This window comes from Actinoplanes sp. NPDC051859, from assembly GCF_044452725.1.
GTDB lineage: Bacteria > Actinomycetota > Actinomycetes > Mycobacteriales > Micromonosporaceae > Actinoplanes.
In genome coordinates this window covers 389,830-411,071 of sequence record NZ_JBITBX010000005.1, presented here as the reverse complement: position 1 = coordinate 411,071, position 21,242 = coordinate 389,830, and the positions used below count along the sequence as shown (strand labels likewise).

Below are 21,242 nucleotides of genomic sequence, written 5' to 3'. Positions count from 1 at the left end.
GGCTGCCGACCCCCGGCTGCGCTCAACTGCCGACCGGGCCGCCGTCCAGGCGCCAGGTGACCACGACGGCGGGCTTGGCAAAGTCGCCGTCAGGCCAGGTGGACGCCGGCTTCTCCAGGGACGCGCCGCTGATCTCGCCCGGGTGCTGCACCGCGACGAAGACCGAGCGGTCGTCACCCGTCACGAACGGACCGCAGGTTTCCGCGCCCAGTGGCACGGTCAGGAACTGCTTCAGATGTCCACGCTCGGGACCTTCGATCGCGGTGGCGAACAGGCCGTCGTTGCTGCCCAGCGCGTTGCCGTCCGTGGAAATCCACAGGTTGCCGGCGCTGTCGAAGGCGACGTTGTCCGGGCAGGAGATCGGCGACACGGCCTTCTTGTCGTAGCCGGCGAAGTAGGTCGACGGGTCGGCCGGGTCGCCGCACAGGATCGGCAGGGACCAGGTGAAGCTGTCACCGGTGTGATCGCCGCGGTCCTCCACCAACTCGAAGATGTGGCCGTGCTTGTTGGCCGCGCGCGGGTTCGCCTCGTCCACGCCGGGGTTGCTGCCCACCGCCCGGTTGGTGTTGTTGGTCATCGCGGCGTAGACCTTGCCGGTGCGCAGGCTGGGTTGCACGTCCTCCGGGCGGTCCAGCTTGGTCGCCAGCACCGCGTCGCCGGCAAGGCGGGTGAAGGTCAACACCTCGGCGGCGGTCATGCCGGGCACGTACGAGCGGTCGCCGGAGACGAGCTTGATCCAGCGGCCGGTGCCGTCGAACCCGCCGTCCGCGGGCAGCTTGCCGGTGCCGTCGATCTCGGTGGCCGGGCTGTCGCCGGTCAGCTTCGCGACGTACAGGGTGCCGGACTCCAGCAGGGTCAGGTTGTGCCGCCGGTCGTGGGCGCGGAACTTCTTCGCCGACACGAACTTGTAGAGGTAGTCGAAGCGCTCGTCGTCACCCATGTACGCCACGACGTGGCCGCTCTTCGCGACGATGACGTTCGCACCCTCATGCTTGAACCGACCCATCGCCGTGTGCTTCCGCGGCCGGCCGTGCGGATCCTGCGGGTCCACCTCGACGATCCAGCCGAAACGGTGCGCCTCGTTGGGGTGCTTGGCGAGGTCGAAACGCTCCTGTGCGCGCTCCCAGCGGCGCGAGCCGGACGGGTAGCGGGCGGTGGTAGCGAAGCCGTACCGGGCGAGCTTCGGCTTCAGCGTCTCCGGGGCCTGGTCGGCGCCGACGAAGTACTGGTTGAAGTTCTCCTCGCCGGACAGCACGGTGCCCCACGGGGTGACGCCACCGGCGCAGTTGTTGAGCGTACCGATGGCAGTCGTGCCCTTGGGGTCTGCCTTGGTGCGCAGCAGCGCGGACCCGGCGGCGGGGCCGGTGAAGGCGAACGACGTGCGCAGGGCAGTGATCCGCCGGTTGTAGGGCAGCCGCCCGCTGCGCACCGGACGCCACTGGCCGGAGTGACCGACCCGCTCGATCTCCACCACCGACAGCCCGTGCGCGGCCATCGCGGTCTCGACCTGGCCGACGGTCATCGCCTCGAGGGTGGTGAAGCCGGGGAACATCAGTTCCTCGTTGGTGTACTCGTGGTTGACCACGAGCAGCGCCCGCCGCCCGTCCCGACCCAGCGGCAGGACCCCGACGAAGTCGTTGTTGTAGCCGAACTGCGCGGACTGCCGGTCGGCGCTCTGCCGGTGCACGTTCAAGCCGGGGGCGCCGGGCAGCACCGGGTCGCCCCAGCGCATGACGACCGAGCTGTCGTACCCGTTCGGCACGACCAGGTTGTCGAGCTTGTTCGGCGGGATCGCCTTGAAGGTCAACGCACCGGCGCGGCCCTTCACGAGGCCGGTGAGCAGTTCCTCGGCGACGGGAGCGGCGGCGGGGACTGCCGCGGGAGCGGCGGCGGCGGGCTTCGCGGCGGCGGCCGCCGAGGCGCCGAAGCCGAGAACCAGGGCACCGGCCGCACCGGCGCCCACCACACCACGGCGGGTCATGCCCTTGACGACGTCGCCCAGGTACGGGTTGCCCGACTCGTTCGGCACCGGGTGGGCACACGCGTTGCCGCAGCGGTAGAGGCAGGTCATCGCGTCACGTCCGCCGTGCCCGGCCGGGCCGAGCAGCGGAAGCAGACGGGGTCGTTCGGTCATCGGGATGGAACTCCTCGCAGGCAGGAAGCGGATCGCCGGCCTGTGACGCTAGGAGACGGGAGTGAGTCCCAACCCGACACACGATGAACGCCTGATGAACGCCGCACTCGTCTCAGGTGCCGATGGCGCCGCCGTCCGGCCGCCACGTCACCACTACGGCGGGTTTGGCGAAATCGCCGTCCGGCCAGGTGGAGGCGGGATCGTCCACGGTGGCGCCGGTGATCTCCCCGGGGTGCTGGACCGCGACGAAGACCGAGCGGCCGTCACCGGTGATGAACGGGCCGCAGGTCTCCGCGCCCGGCGGCACGGTCAGGAACTGCCTGAGGTGACCGCGCTCGGGACCCTCGATCGGGGTCGCGAACAGGCCGTCGTTGCTGCCCAGGGCGTTGCCGTCGGTGGAGATCCAGAGGTTGCCCGTACGGTCGAACGCGACGTTGTCCGGACAGGAGATCGGCGACACCGCGTCCTTGTCGTAGCCGGCGAAGTACGTCGCCGGGTCGGCGGGGTCGCCGCAGACGATCGGCAGCGACCAGGTGAAGGTCTCCCCGGTGTGGTCGCCCCGGTCCTCGGTGAGCTCGAAGATCTGCCCGTGGCGGTTTCCGACCCGCGGATTCGCCTCGTCCACCCCCGGGTAGGTGCCGACGCCCCGGTTGGTGTTGTTGGTGAGCGCCGCGTACACCTTCCCGGTGACCAGGCTGGGCTGCACGTCCTCGGGGCGGTCCAGCTTCGTCGCGCCCACGCTGTCGCCGGCGATCCGGGCGTAGGTGAGAACCTCGACGACGTCCATGCCCGGCACGAAGGACGTGTTGCCGGAGGCAAGCTTGATCCACCGGCCGGTGCCGTCGAAGGCCCCGTCGGACGGCAGCGCGCCGGTGCCGTCGATCTCGGCAGCCGGGCTGTCGCCGGTCAGCTTCGCCACGTAGAGCGTGCCGGATTCCAGCAGGGTGAGGTTGTGCCGCCGGTTGCCGGGGATGAACCGCTTCGCCGACACGAATTTGTAGAGGTAGTCGAAGCGCTCGTCGTCACCCATGTACGCCACGACGTGGCCGCTCTTCGCGACGATGACGTTGGCGCCTTCGTGCTTGAACCGGCCCATCGCCGTGTGCTTGCGCGGGCGAGACTGCGGGTCCAGGGGGTCGACCTCGACGATCCAGCCGAACCGGTGCGCCTCGTTCGGGTGCTTCGCCAGATCGAAACGCTCCTGTGCACGCTCCCAGCGGCGCGAGCCGGACGGATAGCGGGCAGTGGTGAGAATGCCGTACCGGGCGAGGGTGGGCTTGAGGGCGTTGGGGGCCTGGTCACCGCCGACGAAGTACTGGTTGAAGTTCTCCTCGCCGGACAGGGCCGTACCCCACGGGGTGACGCCGCCCGAGCAGTTGTTCAGGGTGCCGATCGGAGTCATGCCGGCCGGATCCTCGGCGGTCCGCAGCAGCGCCGAGCCGGCGGCTGGGCCGGTGAACCGGAACGGCGATTCCAGCATGGTGAGCCGCCGGTTGTACGGCAACCGACCGCCGCGCGCGGGCCGCCAGCGACCGGACCGGCCCACCCGCTCCAGTTCCACCACCGACATGCCGTGCGCCGCCATCGCGATCCGGACCTGTTCGACGCTCAGGGCTTCCTGACTGGTGAAGCCCGGGAACATCAGCTCTTCGTTGGTGTACTCGTGGTTGGACACGAGTAGCGCCCGCCGGCCGTCATCGCCGAGCGGGAACACGGCCAGGAAGTCGTTGTTGTAGCCGAACTGACCGAGCTGCCGGTCCGCGCTCTGCTGGTGCACGTCGAACGGGGGCGCGCCGGGCAGGATCGGGTCACCCCAGCGCAGGACGACGGCATGGTCGTAGCCGTTCGGCACGATCACGGCGTCCACCGTGTTTGGCGGGACCGGGGTGAAGGTCAGGTCGCCGGGTTTAGTGGGCTGGGTGGCCGCGGCTGCGGCTGGAGTGCCGGCGCCGATGCCGAGCACCAGGACACCGGCGGCGCCGAGCTGGACGAGCCCGCGCCGGGTCAGCCCGGCCCGGACCAGATCGCCGAGGTACGGGTTGTCCGACGTGTTCGGCACGGGGTGGTCGCAGGCGTTGCCGCAGCGGAAGAGGCAGGTCTTGGGATCGCGCCCGCTGTGCCCGGTCGGGGCGATCAGCGGCAGGAGTGGGGGTCGTCCGGACATCGCCAAAGCTCCTCACAGATCGACTGCGGTGAGTTTAAGCGGGACGCAGGGTAAACGGAAGGTTAACGATCCGTGATCAAAGGGCCAGGTCGGCGACCTCGTCAGCGCACCCCCAGGAAAGCGTCATCCCGGCGCCGCCGTGACCGTACGCGTGCACGACCGTTCCGCCGGACAGCTTCTCCACCTCCACCCGCGGACCGCCGCGCCGGGCCGGGCGCAGCCCCACCTTCTCCCCCAGCACCGGCGCGCCGGCCAACTCCGGGACCAGGGCGAGGCAGCGTTCGAGGATGGCGGTGCGGGTCGCCGGGTCCGGGGTCGTGTTCCAGCTGTTCTCCTCGAAGGTGCCGCCGAGCACCACGTCCCGGGTGCGCGGATGCACGTACGTGCTGGGCCGGCCCAGGTCGCGGACCGAGGCAAAGACACCGGTGTTGGCGACGAGCACGATCTGCCCGCGTACGGGATAGACGTCCGGGTCGCCGCAGAGCGACCCGGCAGCCAGCCCGGTGGCGTTGACGATCACCGGAGCCTCGGCCAGGGCTTCTTCGAGGCGGTCCACCCGCCGGCGCACCACCCGGCCGCCGAGCCGCTCGAACTGCTCCCGCAGCCAGGGCAGGTAGACGCTCATGTCGACCGCCGGAGCCTCGAAGCGCACCTCTCGGGTCCACGGCGGACCCAGCGGCCGATAGCGCACCCGGCCGGCAGCGGCAGCCCACCACGGCTCGGCGGTCGTGCCGTCGCGTTCCAGGTTGCGGGTCTCGCGGACCTGGACACCGGGCACGCCGTCGTGGGCCTGCCGGCGAAACTCCCGGTACGCGCCCGCGGCCCAGCCGAGCACCCGCGGCTCGAAGGTGATGCCGGTTGGATACCAGACCGCCGCGGCGACGGCGGAGACCGTGTCGAGCGGCCCGTCCGGACTCCAGAGCGTCACGTCGGCACCGCGCTCGCGCAGCCGCACCGCCGCCGTCATCCCGATGATCCCGCCGCCGACCACGATGACGTCCGCCATGGCACCATCCTCCGCCACCGCGCAGCGCCGAGCCCGCCCGCTGTCGGGTTGGCGACGGTTGCTCGACGCCGGGCGTTCCGCGTGGCACAGCACACGGAAACGCCCGGCCGGGGGAGGCCGGGCGTTCCTCGGGGGGATGAGAGCGAAGTACGGGGTGGGTCAGTTGGCCTTGAGCAGGACCCGGCCGAGCTGGGCGGCGCAGCTGCCCCACTTGTTGGAGTTGGTGATCTTCAAGACGTAGGCGCGCTGCGGGTCCAGGCCGGAGAAGCTCTGGCTGCGGGACTTGGTCCAGGTGGCACCGGTGAAGGTGTTGGTGGCGATGACCTTGCCGTCGATGACGCGGATGAGCTGGGTGGTGCTGGTGAAGCTCATCTTCGGGTTCGCGGTGTTGTCCGGCGTCGCCCCGCCGGTCGGGCCGCCGAGGTAGCCCTTCCACTGCGGCGCGGTGTAGGTGAACGTCGCCTTGGTCTTGTCGGTGCCGCGGACCGCCTTGGCCCGGATCACGATGGTCGGCGCCAGCGACTTCTCGACGATGGCGATCGCGGTGCCCTGGCCCCGGGCGTCCCGCGAGGCGACGGTGATCACGTAACGGGAGCACTTGTCCGGCGTGGCAACCGTGACCTGGTGCGTGCCACCGGCGTTCAGCGGCTGAGTCGCCTGGACGGTGTAGCTCCGGGTGTAGGCACCGTCGCTCACCATCACCCGGTAGTGGGTGGCACCGGCGACCGGCTTCCAGTACACGGTGCTCTCCGCGGCGTTCACGGTCGAGCGGACATCACGCAGACCCATCGGCGTGCCCGGGATGGGCGCGCTCGCGGCCGACGCCGGGTGCGGGGCCACAAGGGCGGCCGAGAGGACCGCTCCGAGGATCGCGGCCAGGCGTACGAGCTTCATCTTCTTCGTCCTCACGTTCTGCTTGCTGACCTGAGAAACGATGCCTGGCGAAGCTCAAGCCGACCGCAAGCCGACGTCCACGTTCCCGCAAAGGCCGGCTGCGGCCAATACTCTCAGTAACTGCAGCGCAACACCACCATGGCGTGCCCGGCGACCTCCAGCGGCCCGGTGGCACGGACCGAGCGCTTGCGGCCGGCCAGCAGCGGGTCGGCCGTGTCGATCGCTTTCTCCCAGGTCCTTCCGTACGCCTTCGGCGGCATGGTGAAGGTGACCCGGTCCGGCAGGGGGTTGAACAGCACCAGGAACGAGTCGTCGATGATCGGCTCGCCCAGCGCGTCCCGCTCCGGGATGCCATGCCCGTTCAGGAAGACGGTCATCGTCATACCGGAGCGCTCATTCCAGTCCTGCGGGGTCATCGGCTCGCCGTCGCGCCGCAGCCAGGCAATGTCCGGCAGCTCGGAGTCCCCTGCCGGCCGCCCGGTGAAGAAGCGGCGGCGCCGGAAGATCGGGTGATCGGCCCGCAGCCGGGTCAGCCGCCGGGTGAATACGGTGAGCACGTCGTGATGCCGGGCGTCGGTCCAGTCGATCCAGCTGAGCTCGTTGTCCTGGGCGTACACGTTGTTGTTGCCCTGCTGGGTGCGACCCAACTCGTCACCGTGCGCAATCATCGGCACACCCTGGGACAGCAGGAGCGTGGCGAGGAAGTTGCGCTTCTGCCGTTCGCGCAGCGCGGTAACCTCGGGGTCGTCCGCGGGACCCTCGACACCGCAGTTCCACGACCGGTTGTGGCTCTCGCCGTCTCGGTTGTCCTCGCCGTTGGCGTCGTTGTGCTTCTCGTTGTACGAGACCAGGTCGTGCAGCGTGAACCCGTCATGCGCGGTGACGAAGTTGATCGAGGCGATGGGACGGCGGCCGTCGATCTCGTACAGGTCCGAGGAGCCGGTGAACCGGGAGGCGAACTCACCCAGGCTGGCCGGCTCGCCCCGCCAGAAGTCCCGGACGCTGTCGCGGTACTTGCCGTTCCACTCGGTCCAGAGCGGCGGAAACCCGCCCACCTGATAACCCCCGTCGCCGACGTCCCACGGCTCGGCGATGAGCTTCACCTGGCTGACCACCGGGTCCTGGTTCACCAGGTCGAAGAACGCGGCCAGCCGATTGACCTCGTGGAACTCGCGGGCCAGTGCCGAGGCCAGGTCGAACCGGAACCCGTCGACGTGCATCTCGGTCACCCAGTAGCGCAGCGAGTCCATGATCAGCCGCAGCGACTCGTGGTGCCGCACGTTGAGACTGTTCCCGGTGCCGGTCGTGTCGTAGTAGTACTGCTTGTCCTCGTCGACGAGCCGGTAGTAAGCCGGGTTGTCGATGCCGCGGAACGACAGGGTCGGGCCGAGATGGTTGCCTTCGGCCGTGTGGTTGTAGACGACGTCCAGAATGACCTCGATGCCCGCGGCGTGCAGCGCCTTGACCATCGACTTGAACTCCTGCACCTGCCCGCCCCGGCCGCCGAACGACGCGTAGTCGTTGTGCGGGGCGAAGAAGCCGATGGTGTTGTAACCCCAGTAGTTGCTCAGGCCCCGCTCGATCAGCCCACTGTCGTGCACGAACTGGTGCACCGGCATCAGCTCGACAGCGGTCACCCCGAGCTCGTGGAAATGCTTGATCATCTCGGGGTGGGCCAGGCCGGAATAGGTACCCCGGACGTCCTCGGGGATCTTCGGGTTGTTCGCGGTCATGCCCTTCACGTGGGCTTCGTAGATGACCGTCTGGTGGAACGGGATGCGCAGCGGCCGGTCGTTGGCCCAGTCGAAATACGGGTTCACCACCACCGACCGCATCGCGTACGCCGCGGAATCCGACTCGTTGAACGACTCGGGACTGCCGAAGTGGTACGAGAACAGCGCGTTGTCCCACTCGTTGTGCCCCTCGATCGCTTTCGCGTACGGGTCGAGCAGCAGCTTGCCCGGATTGCACCGCAGCCCCCGCGCCGGGTCGTACGGCCCGTGCACGCGGTAGCCGTAGCGCTGGCCCGGCACAATCCGCGGCAGGTAGCCGTGCCACACCAGGGCCTCCCGCTCGGGCAGGTCGATGCGGGTCTCCTTGCCGTCGTCGTCGAACAGGCACAGCTCGACCCGCTCGGCCACCTCGGAGAACAGGGCGAAGTTGGTGCCGCCGCCGTCGTAGGTGGCGCCCAGCGGGTAGGGGTTGCCCGGCCAGATCTTCATGCGGAGTGCTCCTTGACGGCGCTCAGTGGGGTGGCAAGCTGTTCGAGGCTCTGCCGTTCGGCCTTGACGCCGAGGAACGCCTCGACCAGTCCGGCGGCGATCATCAGGACGGCACCGATGACGAAGGCGAGCACGGTGTCACCGACTTTGCCGGTGCCGACCAGCTCGGCGAAGAGCAGTGGGCCGCTGACGCCGCCGACGGCCGTACCGATGGCATAGAAGAAAGCGATGGCCAGCGCGCGGGTCTCCATCGGAAAGATCTCGCTCACCGTGAGGTACGCCGAGCTGGCTCCGGCCGAGGCGAAGAACAGCACGACACACCAGCAGGCGGTCATCGTAACCGCGCTGAGCGTGCCGGTGGAGAACAGCCAGGCGGTGCCGAGCAGCAGCACGCCGGAGCTGACATACGATCCGGTGATCATGATCTTGCGGCCGACGGAGTCGAAGAACGGGGCCAGCACGACCGGCCCGACCAGGTTGCCGACGGCGATCACCGCGAAGTAGTAGCCGGTGTTGCCCGCCGGCACGCCGAAGAACGTTTGCAGGATCTGCGCGTACCCGAAGGTGATGGCGTTATAGAGGAACGCCTGGCCGATGAAGAGCGACAGGCCCAGCGCGGCCCGCTTCGGGTACTTGCGGATCAGGGTCCGGGCGATCTCGCCGAAGCCGATCGTGCGGCGAGTGTGGATCGTGATCGCCTGGTCGTCGGCGACCGGCTCCAGGGTGACCTTGTCCTCCCGCTCGACGGTCCGCTCCACGTCACCGACCAGCCGCTCGGCCTCCTCGCCACGGCCGTGGATGAACATCCAGCGCGGGCTTTCCGGCACGTGCCGGCGGACCAGCAGGATGACCAACCCCAGCACCGCGCCGAGGGCGAACGCCGCGCGCCAGCCCCACGACGCCGGCAGCTGGGTCAGGATCGGCACGGTCAGCAGGGCGCCCAGCGCGGCACCGGCCCAGAACGTGCCGTTGATGATGATGTCGACGCGACCGCGGTGTCGGGCCGGGATCAGCTCGTCGATCGCCGAGTTGATGGCCGCGTACTCGCCGCCGATGCCGGCGCCGGTGACGAAGCGGAACAGGAAGAACCACCAGGGGTCGAAGCTGAGGGCGGTCATCGCCGTACCGAACAGGTAGACGCCCAGCGTCAGCATGAACAGCTTCTTGCGACCGAACCGGTCGGTGAGCCAGCCGAAGAACAGCGCGCCGAAACAGGCACCGAGCACGTAGGTGGCCGCGCCGAGCCCGGTGACCTGGCTCTGGGTGATCGACAGGCCGCTGCCCGGCTCGGACAGCCGCCCGGACAGGTTGCCGACGATCGTCACCTCGAGGCCGTCGAGCACCCACACCGTGCCGAGGCCGATGACGATCATCCAGTGCCAGCGGGCCCAGGGCAGGCGATCCAGGCGCGCGGGCACTTTCGTGCGCACCGTCGCCGTGTCGGAGGTGGTCATGCGACGCCTCTACCCCACCGCATGCGGCATCATTCCTCGTGACATGAGTGACCTCCTGGACAGTGCCCTCCTCGACATCCGGCGCATCTACCTCGAGCCCGAGGCCGCCGCCCTGCCCCGCGGTCGGGAGGTCCTGGCCCGTTTTCCGGGTGCCGACCTGGTCGAGATCGAGAGCCACCACCGCATCCCCGAGCTCTACGGCAACGAGACCAACGTCTCCCGCTGGGTCCGGATCAAGCGCGAGGCCCTGGTCCTCGGGGTGAAGAAGTCGCTCACCGCGCGCCCCAACGGCCGCTCGGCTGACTTCATCGCGCCCTCCACGGCCAACGGCTGCGCGATGGCCTGCGCCTATTGCTACGTGCCCCGCCGCAAGGGCTACTCCAACCCCATCACGGTCTTCGCCAACATCGACAAGATCAGCGGGTACGTCCAGCGCCATGTCGCCCGGCAGGGCAGCAAACCCGCGCCCAACGAGTGCGACCCGCAGGCCTGGGTCTATGACATCGGCGAGAACTCCGACTGCTCGCTCGACGCCCGGATCAGCGACAACGTGCGCGACCTGGTCGAGTTGTTCCGCTGGCTGCCCACGGCCAAAGCCAGCTTCGCCACCAAGCACGTCAACCGTGACCTGCTCGACTGGGACCCGCAGGGGCGTACCCGGATCCGCTTCTCGCTGATGCCGCACCGCGACGCGAAGCTGCTCGACATCCGCACCAGCCCGGTCGCCGAGCGCATCGCGGCCATCGACGACTTCGTCGCCGCGGGCTACGAGGTGCACGTCAACTTCAGCCCGGTCGTGGTCCGGGACGGCTGGCTCGACGACTGGGCCGCCCTGCTCGCCGACCTGGACGCGGGCATCGGCGCGGCCGCCAAGGCGCAACTGGCGGCGGAGGTCATCTTCCTGACGCACAACCGGGACCTGCACGAAGTCAACCTCGGCTGGCACCCCAAGGCCGAGGAGGTGCTCTGGCGCCCCGACCTCCAGCAGGTCAAGCGCTCGGAGAATGGCGCCCTGAACGTGCGCTACCGCACCGGCGACAAAGGTCGACACGTGACAGCACTGAGCGAGCTGATCGCGCGAGTCACACCGTACTGCCGCATCCGTTACGCGTTCTGATGTCCCCGATAGGTTGACCCTGTGGAACTTGATCCGCGCCGGCAGATTCCGCGTACGGACGCCCTGCTCGCCGACCCCCGGCTCGTCGCCGCGGCCAGCCGGTTGGGCCGGGACCTGGTCAAAGCCGCCGTCCTGGCGGCTCAGGAGCGGGCGCGGTCCGGCGACATCCCGCCTGCCGCCGTGGCCGAGGCGGCGGTGGCGGCGCTCCCGGCGGCACCGGGCGGGCTGCGGAGCGTCCTGAACGCGACCGGCGTCGTGCTGCACACCAACCTGGGCCGGGCCGCCCTGTCCCCGGCTGCCGTCCAGGCCGTCGCCGCCGCCGGCGGGCACACCGACGTCGAGCTGGATCTCGGCACCGGCCAGCGGGCCCGCCGCGGCCGAGAAACCCTCGCCGCGTTGGCAGCGGCCGCGCCCGTCGCCGCGGCCGTCCACGTGGTCAACAACGGCGCTGCCGCGCTGGTGCTGGCCGCGACAGTGCTGGCCGCCGGGCGGGAAATCGTGGTCAGCCGCGGTGAGCTGGTCGAGATCGGTGACGGATTCCGACTGCCCGACCTGCTCGTCTCCACCGGGGCACGGCTGCGCGAGGTCGGCACCACCAACCGCACCTCCGCCGCCGACTATGCCGCGGCGGTAGGACCGGAAACTGGCTTCGTCCTCAAGGTGCATCCGTCCAATTTCGTCGTGCGAGGCTTCACGAGATCCGTGCCGGTGCCGGAACTGACCGGCCTCGGCGTGCCCGTTGTCGCCGACATCGGTTCCGGACTGCTGGCATCCGACCCGCTGCTGCCGGACGAGCCGGACGCAGCCACCACCCTGCGCCACGGCGCTGACCTCGTCATCGCCAGCGGCGACAAGCTCCTCGGCGGCCCGCAGGCCGGGCTGCTGCTCGGCGACGCCACGCTCATCGAACGGCTCCGCCGGCACCCGCTCGCGCGGGCACTGCGGGTCGACAAACTCACCCTGGCCGCGCTGCATGCCACCCTCACCGGTCCGGCGACGCCGACCTGGGTCGCACTGCGGACAGATCCAGAAACTCTCCGGGTACGCACCCAGCAAGCCACCGCCGCGCTGGCCTCCACGGGCATACCCGCCGAACTGGTCGCCTCGGTAGCCTTCGTGGGCGCAGGTGGGGCCCCGGAGCTCGAACTTCCTTCCTGGGCCATCGCGCTGCCCGAGTCGTACGCCCGGCCCCTGCGCTGCGGCGACCCTGCAGTCCTCGGCCGGGTGACGCGCGGCCGGTTGCTGCTGGACCTGCGCTGCGTGCCGGCCGAGCAGGACCACGCTGTGCTGGCTGCGGTTCGCGCGGTGGCCTGACAGTGCACGTCATCGCCACCGCAGGACACGTCGACCACGGCAAATCGACCCTCGTCCGGGCGTTGACCGGGATGGAACCCGACCGGCTGGCCGAGGAACGCCGCCGCGGCATGACGATCGACCTCGGCTACGCCTGGACCACACTGGACCCCGGCGGCACGGTCGCGTTCGTGGATGTTCCGGGACACGAACGGTTCGTCCCGACCATGCTGGCCGGTGTCGGTCCGGCGCCCGCCGCCATGATCGTCGTGGCTGCCGACGAGGGCTGGATGCCGCAGTCGGCGGAACACCTCGCCGCCCTGGACGCGCTCGGCGTACGGCACGGGCTGCTGGTCGTCTCCCGGGCCGACCTCGCCGATCCCGCACCGGCGCTACGCTCGGCCACCGCCCACCTCGCCGCATCGTCGCTGGGTACGGTCGAGGGCGTCGCCGTCAGCGCGGTCACCGGCGCCGGCCTGACCGACCTGCGGGCCGCGCTCGGGCGGCTCGTCCAGCGCATCCCGGCTCCCCCGCCCGGCCCGGTCCGGTTGTGGATCGACCGTGCCTTCACCATCCGCGGCGCCGGCACTGTCGTCACCGGCACCTTAGGCGCGGGCACCCTGCGCGCCGGTGACGAACTGGAAATGGCCGGCGCAAGTCGACCGGTGCGCGTCCGGGGCCTGCAAGCACTCGGTGAGCCGGTGCCGGAAATCCACGGCACCGGCCGGGTGGCTGTCAACTTGCGCGGCGTACCTCGCGCAGACATCAGCCGCGGCGCTGCCCTGCTGACACCGGGGCGGTTCCTGCTCACCGACCTCATCGACGTCCGTGTGCACGGGGACCCCACCGCGGATCTTCCGGCGACGCTGACGCTGCACATGGGCTCGGCGGCCGTCCCGGTGCACGTACGGCCGTTGGGCAGAGACACGGCACGGTTGCGCTTGTCCCAGCGGCTGCCGCTGAGGCTCGGCGATCGGGCTCTGTTGCGCGATCCGGGCCGCCAGCATGTCGCCGGTGGTGTGACTGTGCTCGACGTCGTACCGCCGGGCCTGCAGCGCCGAGGTGCGGCGGTGGCTCGGGCAGCGGTGCTGGCCGGGTTGGACGGCTCCGCGAACCTCGCCAGTGAGCTACGCCGCCGCGGCCTGTGTCACCGCGACGAGCTGGCCCGCATGGGCGTGGTGGTGGACGGTCCCCCGGTGGCAGGCGGGTGGTTCGCGGATCCGGGACATTGGCAGGAGCTGCGGGAGCGGCTGACAGCGGCCGTCGCCGACCATGCGGCGCAACGCCCCCTCGAGCCGGGTGCGCCGGTCGAGGCGTTGCGACACCAGCTCGGCCTGCCCGACCGCTCCCTGGTGGAGGCCCTGGTCACGGCGCCGCTCGCGCTCCGCTCCGGTCGGGTCTCCGCCGGCGGGGCACAGGTTCCCGGCGACCTCGTCGCTGCGGTGCAGCGTGCCTGGGACACCGACCGTCCCTTCGTGGCACCGGAAGCCTATCGACTCACGGAGCTCGGACTCGGTGCCCGTCAGCTCGCCGCCGCGGTGCGCGCCGGCCTGCTCGTTCGCCTCGCCGACACTGTGGTGCTGCCCGCGGACGCCCCCGATCGGGCAGTGCAGCTGCTCGCCGGGCTACCGCAGCCGTTCACGCTCAGCGAAGCCCGCCAAGCACTGCACACGACCCGCCGGGTGGCGGTGCCGCTGCTGGAGCTCCTCGACCGCACCGGCGCCACCCGCCGGCACCCCGACGACCGTCGCACGCTGGTCACCTAGCGTCCGCACCCACCAGGCCTTCATCGAATGGGATGATTCTCCCGCGAAACCTCGATCATGAGGCAGAATCGATGACCATGCGGGAATACGACATCGTCGTCTACGGCGCCACCGGGTTCGTCGGCGTGCTCGTAGCGGAATATCTGGCAGCGCACGCCCCCGACGGCACCCGCCTGGCGCTGGCCGGGCGCTCGGCGGCGCGACTGGAGGCGGTCCGGCGGCGGCTGGGGGTCGACTGGCCGGTTGTCGTCGCCGACGCTGCGGACACCGATGCGCTGGGCAAACTGGCCGCGTCCAGCCGGGTGGTGGTGACGACGGTCGGACCTTATGCGAAGTACGGGCGTACGCTCGCTCACGCTTGTGCCGCCGCGGGCACCGACTACACCGATCTGACCGGCGAGGTCTTGTTCGTCCGGCGCAGCATCGATGAGAACCACGAGCTGGCCCGCTCCACCGGCGCTCGGATCGTGCACTCGTGCGGTTTCGACTCCATCCCGTCCGACCTGGGCGTCCACGTGTTGCACCAGCAGGTCGCCGCGGACGACGCCGGAGACTTGACCGACACCACGCTCGTCGTCAGCAGCATGCGCGGGGGCATCAGTGGCGGCACGATCGACTCGCTGCGCCACCAGATCGACGCCGTCCGCAAGGACCGGGCGCTGCGGCGGCTCGCTGCCAGCCCGTACTCCCTGAGTCCGGACCGCGCCGCGGAGCCTGACGTCGGCCGGCAGAGTGACCTGACGTCGCTACGCGGCACGGACGTCGACCCCTCGCTGCGGGGCAGTCTCGCACCGTTCTTCATGGGGCCCTACAACACCCGGATCGTGCGGCGCAGCAATGCCCTGCGCGGCTATGCGTACGGCCGGAGCTTCCGGTACCGCGAGACGATGAGCACCGGCACGTCACCGCTGTCTCCCCTGCTGGCCGCCGCGATGAAAGTGGGGCTTGGGGCGCTGGTGGTCGGCCTTTCGCTGCCGCCGACCCGCTTCGTGCTCGACCGTTTGCTGCCCATGCCGGGCGAGGGGCCGAGCGAGCGCGCCCGCAAAGCGGGTCACTTCACCATCGACATCTACACCCGGACCAGCACCGGCGCCCGCTACTCGGCCCGCTTCCGCGCCCAGGGCGACCCCGGCTACGCCGCCACCGCGCTGATGCTCGGCGAATCAGCGCTCGCCCTGGCCCTCGACCGGGAGCGGCTCGCGCCCTCCGAGGGCGGTGTCCTGACCCCCGCGACCGGTATCGGCGACGCGCTCACCGACCGGCTCCGCGCGGCCGGGGTCGAGATCAGCGCCCGGGCCCGATCCGGTCGCCCAACCCCGCGATAGCCGGCGCACCGACCCCATGGGGAGTCAACCGGCCACGCTCCTCCTGCCGTGAACGATCCGCTGCCCGTGGCGCAGCCTGAACTCAGCCGGTCGGGGAATCGCGGTCCCGACGGCCGCGACGGTCTCGGGTGGGCAGGGTGAGGCCGCCGCGCCGGGGCGGCGCAGAGCCGGCCGCGGGGTCGGCGTCTTCGTGACGGAGGTCGTCCATGGACGGCAGAGACGCCTGGATGGCCTCGATCGCGTCGAGATCGCCGAGCTGGTGCAGAACGACGAGCAGCTTGCCGGCCGTGTAATCGAGCCGGTTGAGGGCTTGCTGGTGTTCGGCGGCCGGGCTGTTGGACAGGATGCGACGTCGATGATCCAGGCAGTCCGTGAGCAACCTGCGGGCGGTGCTGTGTTCGCCCAGTTCGGCATGGGCGGTGGCGAGCGCGTCCATGGACGACAACGTGGAGGGGTGGCCGGCGCCGAGCGTGTCACGGCGGGCCTCGAAGGTGGCGTGCAGCACGCGGCGGGCCGTGGCGAAGTCTTCCAACTGGCCCAGGACCACGCCCAGGTTGTGGGCAGCGTGCAGGGTTTGCGCGTCACGTTCGCCGAGCAGTTCGCGTCGGGTCGCCAGCACGTGCTCGTAGAGCGCCCGCGCTGATGGCAGCGCGTTCTCCTCGGTCATCCGGCCGGCGATGTCCGCCATGACACGCAGCGTGGCGAGGTGCCGATCGCGCTCCGCCGGACCATGGTCGACCAGGTCGCCGTCCGCGGCCCGAGGTCCCGGGACACGGGGATCACCGCCGGAGTCCTGTCCACGCAGCCTTTCCCACGCCGCTTCGACGTCACCGATCCGGTCCTCGGGCACGCCACAGTAGCGAGCCAGGGGCAGCAGCACGGCGCGTTCCCCGATGGGCTTGCGGCCGGCCAGCAGGTTGTTGACGCTGCTCCGGGACAGCCCACGCGTCTGGGCGGCCCGTTCGGCTATCTGCCGCTGGGTGCGCTCATGCTTCTCCCGGACCCAGTCCAGCACCTGCGCCAACGCCGACAGCGATGGCGCCTCCTGCAGCTTGTGGGTCAGTTCCGCACCCCACCGCCGCGAGAACTCCTCTTCTCTCATGACCGATCAACGCTTCGGACGGCTGTCCCGCAGCGACCACGAGTGCGTCTCAGGGCGACTTCGCGTGTCTCGAAGACACGGCGCAGCCGTCCCGTGGCCGACCGCGGCTGACCTTGCGGGGCGCGGAGACACCGAGACACCGGCAGTGGTCGGCTTCGCTGTCCACACTCGCGAACGCCAGCCGGGACAGCCGCACATTTCTTGCTATCGGCGGTCCGACCGCACGACACGAAATGAAGGGTCCTCTGGTGATCCACTCGCTCGTCCACGTGGTGCCCTCCCGTCCGTCCAGACCGGCCCGAGGCCGCAGCTCACCCGATCGAGGGTGCGGCCCTTCAACCGAACCGGGGTATGTGGCCGTATCAAGCACCGAACCCCGGATCGCGCAGCGTCGAAAGGAAGCAAGACCACTGTCGGAAGTCGAACTCCAGGACCGGACCGGATGGATCTTTACCGTCTCGCATCCGGACGATGAAATCGGAGGTGAATACTTCGACACAGTTACCGGTGCCGCAGCGGGAACTCTTTCGCCACACGGCCTGCGGCGACGGCTTATCGCGCAACGTGCCTCCTTGATGGGCGGCCGGCCGTTCACGCATGCGCCGGTCAGCGATCTGCGCTTGGCGCGCGACGATCGGCGTCCCGATGTACCAGAAAAGCGTGATCGCCGACGGTCAAGTATCTGGCAGGCAAGAGTGTAGATTCCTTTCGATGGCGCGGCTAGTCTGATGAGGACGGTGCAAGAACAGAAAATGGTCGTCCCCGATCGTGGTACGCCGTAGGGACGCAAAATGACGTAGTGGCCTGGTCTTTCTTATACGATCCAGGTCGTCAGGTGGGGCGGCCGCCACACGCGGTCGCGGTGCGATGGGGTGGCTGGTGCGCAGTAGCTCTACCAACGGGTGGACGCCCGTGCGACGGAAGGAGCCACGTATGCCGCCACAGCCGAAGGACGATCCGGCCTCCCCCGTCCGACTCGCCGTCTACGGCACCTGCGCGGGCACCGCCGCCATCGGCTTGGGCCAGGGGCTCGGCTCTGCGTTGTTCAGCGCGGCCGCGGCGAGAACGATCGCCCTCGCCGTCATCGCCACCCTGGTCAGCATCGCCGCGGGCATGATCTGCGACCCGGTCCTGTCGCGCTGGCAGCGACTCGCAGACCAGCTGCACCGACGCAGCAGCTGATCCTGCGGCCCCACCGGCAAGCACACACCCGCCCCCAGCAGCTGGCTTCCCGCCACGCGCGTCCAGCCGCCACGCCGCCTGCGGCAGTACCCCCGCTGCCGCCTTAGCGCGCTCACCGGGGCAAACCCCGCGCAGCCAGCTCCGCGCTGCCGCTTTCCCGACCGGCCAGCTCGCGCTGACGCTCAATCCGGTGGACCAGCTCGCACCGCCATTTGATCCGACCGGCCAGCTCGCACTGCGCTTATTCCGGCGGGCAGTTGCGGCGGGCGGCGTCCTCCTGACGGGCGCGCCGCAGTGCCCAGACGATGAGGGTCAGCATCGCGGCCACCATCACGGCCAGGATCTCCGGCGAACCCAGCAGCGCCGCGACCAGCAGAACGAAGGGGCAGATCAGCGCCAGCGCGTGCACCAGCATGCGGGCGTTGGTGAGCACCCCGTGCAGCAGGCCGACGAAGCCACCCGGGGCGTGCTGGGCTGCCGGCTCGCCGTTGAGCCGTGGGGTGGGCTTGCGGAAACCGAGCTCCCGGTCCGTTTCAGCCACCGTCGGCCACCGGTTCGCGGTTGCGCACCGGCGGACGCGAGCCGAAGCCGGCGTTGACGGGCAGCGCGGCGGCCAGAACGGACGAGCCGGCCCTACGGAGCACCACGGACGAACCGGTTCTGCGGCGCACCGTGCAGGGGTTCGCGTCGATGTCGGTCCAGGTCATCCGCGCTTCCTCCGGTCAGTTCACCCTGGTCGCCCGCGGTCGGTCGGGCCCGGTCAGCCGATGGCAGCCGCCGCGTCGTCCAGCACAGCCTCCAGCTCCGGTCCGCGCAGCGCGCAGGCCTGGAGGCTTTCGAAGTTGGCGGCGAACCGCCGTACCTGTCGCTGATCGTGCTTGGTCAGGAACTCGCCCGCCGCGTTCTCCAGATAGAGCAGCGGAAAATCATCCGGGTCGGGGAAGCTCAGGATCACGAACGGCCCACTCATGCCCACGTGGCTGCCCGCGCCGAACGGCACGACGCCCAGGTCCACCCGCGGGTGGCGGCTCATCTTCTTGAGGTGGTCAAGCTGGGCGCGCATGACTGCGGCGTCACCGGTCTCCGCGCCGACGACTCGGCGGAGCACCGCCTCGTCCAGCACGAACGCGGCTTTGGTGATGCCGCCCTCGTCGAAGATCTGTCGCCGCAGGGCGCGGAGCTCCACCATCCGTCGAATGCGTTCCACCACCGCGGGCCGCTCATCGTCGGACAGGGAGCCGGTCTGCAGCAGGGTGTGCAATACGGCGTTGGCGTAGGCCGAGGTTTGCAGCAGGCCGGGGACGTACGAATTCTCGAACTCCCGCATGGTTTCCGCGATGATCTCGGCCTCGAGAAAGTCTCGGAAATCTTTGGAATGGATGTCGCTGATTTCGGGGAGGCTGCGCTGACGGGCCGTGTTGGCCATTTCCGCCAATTCCTCTACAAGGTCGTTCTCGCGGATGTCGTAAATTTTGAGTAAGGCGAGGAGGTCGGTATAGGAAATGCCATTCTCGCCGCTCTCGATGCGGTGCACCTTCGACTGCGACCAACGCAGTTTTCCGGCGACCTGAGCCTGAGTGAAACCGATTTTCTGCCGAATGGCGAACAGTCTTCGGACCAGGCGCTTGCGCTCCAACGCGGATCTGCGCCGCTCTCCAATGCTCATGTCATATCCCGCTACTCTCCGTACGCACGCTCGGGTGCGGGTCGGCACCGTACGCTCAGCCTAGCTCAGCGAGGCACCGGGTATCGCCATCTGCATATCGCACCTCGCATGTCGCAGAAAGAAGCGACCAGCACGTTTGACTGCCTCGCGCCCGGGTACAGCCCGAGCCGCAGCACGGATCAAGTGACGTCGCAGCCGCACAAGGGGTACAGGCGCACGGGGCACCCGGCCGCTGCAAGAAGCCCCGACATCCCGCTTCCACCCGTACCGGAGAAGGCATTTCCGCCAGGTCAGCGCCGGACGGCCGAAACAAACCCAGGAAGCCGAAACTCTCAGGGTTTTCTCAGCTACTCAGGCCGCAGGTGAAAGGGATTCAAGTATGCGAATGTCCGTAGGCGATCGCGCCGGTGAAACGGGCGCCCGATTGGCTGCTCCGTTCCCCGGCGACCTCGACGCCGGAGGCCAGGACGGCCTCCGGCGGAGGAGTGCACTGACGACGGGCGGATCGCCGACGCCAAGGCGGGGTGTTGCTGGTGGAATCGGCCGTATTTAGATCAGTGCGCCGTCGTAGTCAGGCAGCTTGAACGTCCGGTCGGCGTGCCCACCGGCCAGATCGCTCGGGCTGTTGCCGATGTTGGCGACGATGCGGTAGCCCTGCGCCTCGATGGCTTTGCGGGCGTCGGTCTTCAGCTCGGCATCCGGCTGCGTGTTGAACCAGGGCCGCGGGTAGATGCGCTCGACCGGGTAGCCGACGAGATCCAGGTTGATCTCGGTCTGCCAGAGCAGGATCTCCGGCCGTGCGGTGACGAAGAAGACCTTCGCGCCGTCCGCCGCGGCCTGGCGGGCAACGTCCAGGATCGGACCGGTCGCCGGGGAGGTCAGCCCCGGACGGTACGTGGTCTGCAGCGCGGTGTTGTCGATGTCGAGCACGATCGCGGGCCGGATCGCGCTGTTGGGCAGAACGCTGTCCAGGTAGCTCGAGGCCTGACCGGCGACGGCGGTGACGTCAGCGACCCAGGTCGAGTAGGGCGGCAGTCCCCTGAGGGACGTGGTGGCCGCCGGAGCGGCAGCGACGGGTGCAGCGACGGCCGGGGCAGGAGCGAGTAGGCCGAGGGCGGCGGTGACGGTCGCGGTGGCAACGGCGGCGGTGAGGCCCGCACGGGCTCGGATCTTCATGACGTTCAAGATAGATAGTTATGCATGTACGTAGCGCGAACTTCACATAGCGGCAAAGTTTCCGGCACCCGGCGGTCTTGCTGTCGCCTACCGCGAGACGGTGTCGGGTCTCAGGCGGCTGCGCCGCGCAGGATGGCGTCGACGAGCGCCTCGGCATAGCCCTCGATCGGCACCGCGGGATTCCAGTGCAGCATGTTCTGCGCGATCGACGGACCGGCGAGCATCAGCAGCGTCAGCTCGACGTCGAGATCCGCGCGCAATTCTCCGGTCGCGATGCCGCGCAGCAGCACCTGACGGGTGACATCGCGGCGGGGCTCGGTCACGGCCTGGAAGACGGCGTGCATCTCCGGGCTGCGCACCAACTCGGGCACCAGGCAGGCGGTGGCCCGACCGTAATGTTCCATGTGCGGATGACGCGCCAGCCCGACCAGCATGATCAGGTCTTCCCGGACCGACGTGCCGGCGGGGACCGGCAGCGGGCCCTTCATCCGGGCTACCGCGTCGATGAGCAGGGCTTCCTTGTTGGGCCAGCGCCGATAGATCGTCGCCTTGCCCACGCCGGCCCGCGTGGCGACCGCCTCGATCGAGATCGCGTCGGCGCTGAGGCCCTCGCCGAGCAGGTCGGTCACCGCATCAAGGATGGCCTCCGCGGCCCGGGCATCGCGGGGCCGGCCGGGTGCCTTACGGCCCCGGCCGGCGTCCTCATCCACGCTGACCGTCGTCATGCGCTCCATTGTTACC

At 69.7% G+C, this 21,242-nt stretch carries 18 protein-coding genes; 5 read left to right on the top strand and 13 right to left on the bottom strand.

All coding sequences use genetic code 11. From position 1 onward, the window contains the following. Positions 1 to 22: 22 nt before the first annotated feature. The 6 genes from ACIA1L_RS15885 to ACIA1L_RS15860 all read right to left on the bottom strand — a co-directional run bounded on the left by ACIA1L_RS15885 (position 23) and on the right by ACIA1L_RS15860 (position 9,874). Positions 23 to 2,134 carry a PhoX family protein gene (locus tag ACIA1L_RS15885; RefSeq protein ID WP_396073430.1) on the bottom strand — a complete coding sequence of 704 codons (2,112 nt, stop codon included), beginning with the start codon at positions 2,132 to 2,134 and terminating at the stop codon, positions 23 to 25. A gap of 112 nt (positions 2,135 to 2,246) precedes the next feature. After that, positions 2,247 to 4,298 carry a PhoX family protein gene (locus ACIA1L_RS15880; protein ID WP_396073429.1) on the bottom strand — a complete coding sequence of 684 codons (2,052 nt, stop codon included), beginning with the start codon at positions 4,296 to 4,298 and terminating at the stop codon, positions 2,247 to 2,249. A gap of 76 nt (positions 4,299 to 4,374) precedes the next feature. Next, positions 4,375 to 5,304 (bottom strand): FAD-dependent oxidoreductase, encoded by a 930-nt coding sequence (locus ACIA1L_RS15875; protein WP_396073428.1) that lies wholly within the window; start codon positions 5,302 to 5,304, stop codon positions 4,375 to 4,377. 159 nt (positions 5,305 to 5,463) lie between these two features. Beyond that, a complete protein-coding gene (locus ACIA1L_RS15870) occupies positions 5,464 to 6,198 on the bottom strand; it encodes a hypothetical protein (RefSeq protein WP_396073427.1) in 735 nt (244 codons plus the stop codon). A gap of 113 nt (positions 6,199 to 6,311) precedes the next feature. After that, positions 6,312 to 8,420 (bottom strand): glycogen debranching protein GlgX, encoded by a 2,109-nt coding sequence (gene glgX, locus ACIA1L_RS15865; RefSeq protein WP_396073426.1) that lies wholly within the window; start codon positions 8,418 to 8,420, stop codon positions 6,312 to 6,314. Then, positions 8,417 to 9,874 (bottom strand): MFS transporter, encoded by a 1,458-nt coding sequence (locus ACIA1L_RS15860; RefSeq protein ID WP_396073425.1) that lies wholly within the window; start codon positions 9,872 to 9,874, stop codon positions 8,417 to 8,419. Before ACIA1L_RS15860 ends, glgX begins: the two co-directional genes overlap by 4 nt. Positions 9,875 to 9,917: 43 nt before the next feature. Between ACIA1L_RS15860 and ACIA1L_RS15855 the strand changes: the two genes are divergently transcribed. The 4 genes from ACIA1L_RS15855 to ACIA1L_RS15840 all read left to right on the top strand — a co-directional run bounded on the left by ACIA1L_RS15855 (position 9,918) and on the right by ACIA1L_RS15840 (position 15,375). Beyond that, the gene (locus tag ACIA1L_RS15855) at positions 9,918 to 10,991 is read left to right on the top strand and encodes a spore photoproduct lyase family protein (protein ID WP_396073424.1); all 1,074 of its coding nucleotides are present in this window, start codon (positions 9,918 to 9,920) and stop codon (positions 10,989 to 10,991) included. A 21-nt stretch (positions 10,992 to 11,012) separates the two neighbouring features. Beyond that, positions 11,013 to 12,305, top strand: a complete 1,293-nt coding sequence (gene selA / locus ACIA1L_RS15850; protein WP_396073423.1) for an L-seryl-tRNA(Sec) selenium transferase — start codon at positions 11,013 to 11,015, stop codon at positions 12,303 to 12,305. A 2-nt stretch (positions 12,306 to 12,307) separates the two neighbouring features. Further along, positions 12,308 to 14,050, top strand: a complete 1,743-nt coding sequence (selB, locus tag ACIA1L_RS15845) for a selenocysteine-specific translation elongation factor (RefSeq protein ID WP_396073422.1) — start codon at positions 12,308 to 12,310, stop codon at positions 14,048 to 14,050. 71 nt (positions 14,051 to 14,121) lie between these two features. Continuing rightward, on the top strand, positions 14,122 to 15,375 hold the full coding sequence (locus ACIA1L_RS15840) for a saccharopine dehydrogenase family protein (protein ID WP_396073421.1): 1,254 nt from the start codon (positions 14,122 to 14,124) through the stop codon (positions 15,373 to 15,375). A gap of 82 nt (positions 15,376 to 15,457) precedes the next feature. On the opposite strand, the gene ACIA1L_RS15835 is transcribed toward ACIA1L_RS15840, so the two are convergent. Next, positions 15,458 to 16,477: a tetratricopeptide repeat protein gene (locus ACIA1L_RS15835; RefSeq protein ID WP_396073420.1), complete on the bottom strand. Its 1,020-nt coding sequence runs from the start codon at positions 16,475 to 16,477 to the stop codon at positions 15,458 to 15,460. Between the two features lie 362 nt (positions 16,478 to 16,839). Then, positions 16,840 to 17,076, bottom strand: coding sequence for a DUF397 domain-containing protein (locus ACIA1L_RS15830; RefSeq protein WP_396073419.1), 237 nt, complete (start codon positions 17,074 to 17,076; stop codon positions 16,840 to 16,842). A 334-nt stretch (positions 17,077 to 17,410) separates the two neighbouring features. Here ACIA1L_RS15830 and ACIA1L_RS15825 point away from each other — a divergent pair, with 334 nt between their 5' ends. Further along, positions 17,411 to 17,659 carry a hypothetical protein gene (locus tag ACIA1L_RS15825; protein WP_396073418.1) on the top strand — a complete coding sequence of 83 codons (249 nt, stop codon included), beginning with the start codon at positions 17,411 to 17,413 and terminating at the stop codon, positions 17,657 to 17,659. A 241-nt stretch (positions 17,660 to 17,900) separates the two neighbouring features. On the opposite strand, the gene ACIA1L_RS15820 is transcribed toward ACIA1L_RS15825, so the two are convergent. From ACIA1L_RS15820 to ACIA1L_RS15800, 5 genes are all read right to left on the bottom strand, one after another. Next, complete coding sequence (locus tag ACIA1L_RS15820; RefSeq protein WP_396073417.1) at positions 17,901 to 18,200, bottom strand: hypothetical protein; 300 nt, start codon at positions 18,198 to 18,200, stop codon at positions 17,901 to 17,903. Beyond that, positions 18,193 to 18,366, bottom strand: a complete 174-nt coding sequence (locus tag ACIA1L_RS15815) for a hypothetical protein (RefSeq protein WP_396073416.1) — start codon at positions 18,364 to 18,366, stop codon at positions 18,193 to 18,195. Before ACIA1L_RS15815 ends, ACIA1L_RS15820 begins: the two co-directional genes overlap by 8 nt. A gap of 53 nt (positions 18,367 to 18,419) precedes the next feature. Beyond that, complete coding sequence (locus tag ACIA1L_RS15810) at positions 18,420 to 19,325, bottom strand: helix-turn-helix domain-containing protein (RefSeq protein ID WP_396073415.1); 906 nt, start codon at positions 19,323 to 19,325, stop codon at positions 18,420 to 18,422. 549 nt (positions 19,326 to 19,874) lie between these two features. Beyond that, positions 19,875 to 20,501, bottom strand: coding sequence for an HAD family acid phosphatase (locus ACIA1L_RS15805; RefSeq protein WP_396073414.1), 627 nt, complete (start codon positions 20,499 to 20,501; stop codon positions 19,875 to 19,877). 110 nt (positions 20,502 to 20,611) lie between these two features. Further along, the gene (locus tag ACIA1L_RS15800) at positions 20,612 to 21,226 is read right to left on the bottom strand and encodes a TetR/AcrR family transcriptional regulator (RefSeq protein WP_396073413.1); all 615 of its coding nucleotides are present in this window, start codon (positions 21,224 to 21,226) and stop codon (positions 20,612 to 20,614) included. Positions 21,227 to 21,242: the final 16 nt, after the last annotated feature.

Excerpts from the sequence above, each read along its gene's own strand:
- ACIA1L_RS15855 (WP_396073424.1), top strand. The coding sequence starts at position 9,918 with ATGAGTGACCTCCTGGACAGTGCCCTCCTCGACATCCGGCGCATCTAC.
- ACIA1L_RS15810 (WP_396073415.1), bottom strand. The coding sequence starts at position 19,325 with ATGAGCATTGGAGAGCGGCGCAGATCCGCGTTGGAGCGCAAGCGCCTG.
- ACIA1L_RS15840 (WP_396073421.1), top strand. The coding sequence starts at position 14,122 with ATGACCATGCGGGAATACGACATCGTCGTCTACGGCGCCACCGGGTTC.
- ACIA1L_RS15835 (WP_396073420.1), bottom strand. The coding sequence starts at position 16,477 with ATGAGAGAAGAGGAGTTCTCGCGGCGGTGGGGTGCGGAACTGACCCAC.
- ACIA1L_RS15880 (WP_396073429.1), bottom strand. The coding sequence starts at position 4,298 with ATGTCCGGACGACCCCCACTCCTGCCGCTGATCGCCCCGACCGGGCAC.
- ACIA1L_RS15870 (WP_396073427.1), bottom strand. The coding sequence starts at position 6,198 with ATGAAGCTCGTACGCCTGGCCGCGATCCTCGGAGCGGTCCTCTCGGCC.
- ACIA1L_RS15825 (WP_396073418.1), top strand. The coding sequence starts at position 17,411 with ATGCCGCCACAGCCGAAGGACGATCCGGCCTCCCCCGTCCGACTCGCC.
- ACIA1L_RS15885 (WP_396073430.1), bottom strand. The coding sequence starts at position 2,134 with ATGACCGAACGACCCCGTCTGCTTCCGCTGCTCGGCCCGGCCGGGCAC.
- ACIA1L_RS15875 (WP_396073428.1), bottom strand. The coding sequence starts at position 5,304 with ATGGCGGACGTCATCGTGGTCGGCGGCGGGATCATCGGGATGACGGCG.
- glgX (WP_396073426.1), bottom strand. The coding sequence starts at position 8,420 with ATGAAGATCTGGCCGGGCAACCCCTACCCGCTGGGCGCCACCTACGAC.
- ACIA1L_RS15860 (WP_396073425.1), bottom strand. The coding sequence starts at position 9,874 with ATGACCACCTCCGACACGGCGACGGTGCGCACGAAAGTGCCCGCGCGC.
- ACIA1L_RS15805 (WP_396073414.1), bottom strand. The coding sequence starts at position 20,501 with ATGAAGATCCGAGCCCGTGCGGGCCTCACCGCCGCCGTTGCCACCGCG.
- ACIA1L_RS15830 (WP_396073419.1), bottom strand. The coding sequence starts at position 17,076 with ATGCGTGAACGGCCGGCCGCCCATCAAGGAGGCACGTTGCGCGATAAG.
- ACIA1L_RS15800 (WP_396073413.1), bottom strand. The coding sequence starts at position 21,226 with ATGACGACGGTCAGCGTGGATGAGGACGCCGGCCGGGGCCGTAAGGCA.
- ACIA1L_RS15815 (WP_396073416.1), bottom strand. The coding sequence starts at position 18,366 with ATGACCTGGACCGACATCGACGCGAACCCCTGCACGGTGCGCCGCAGA.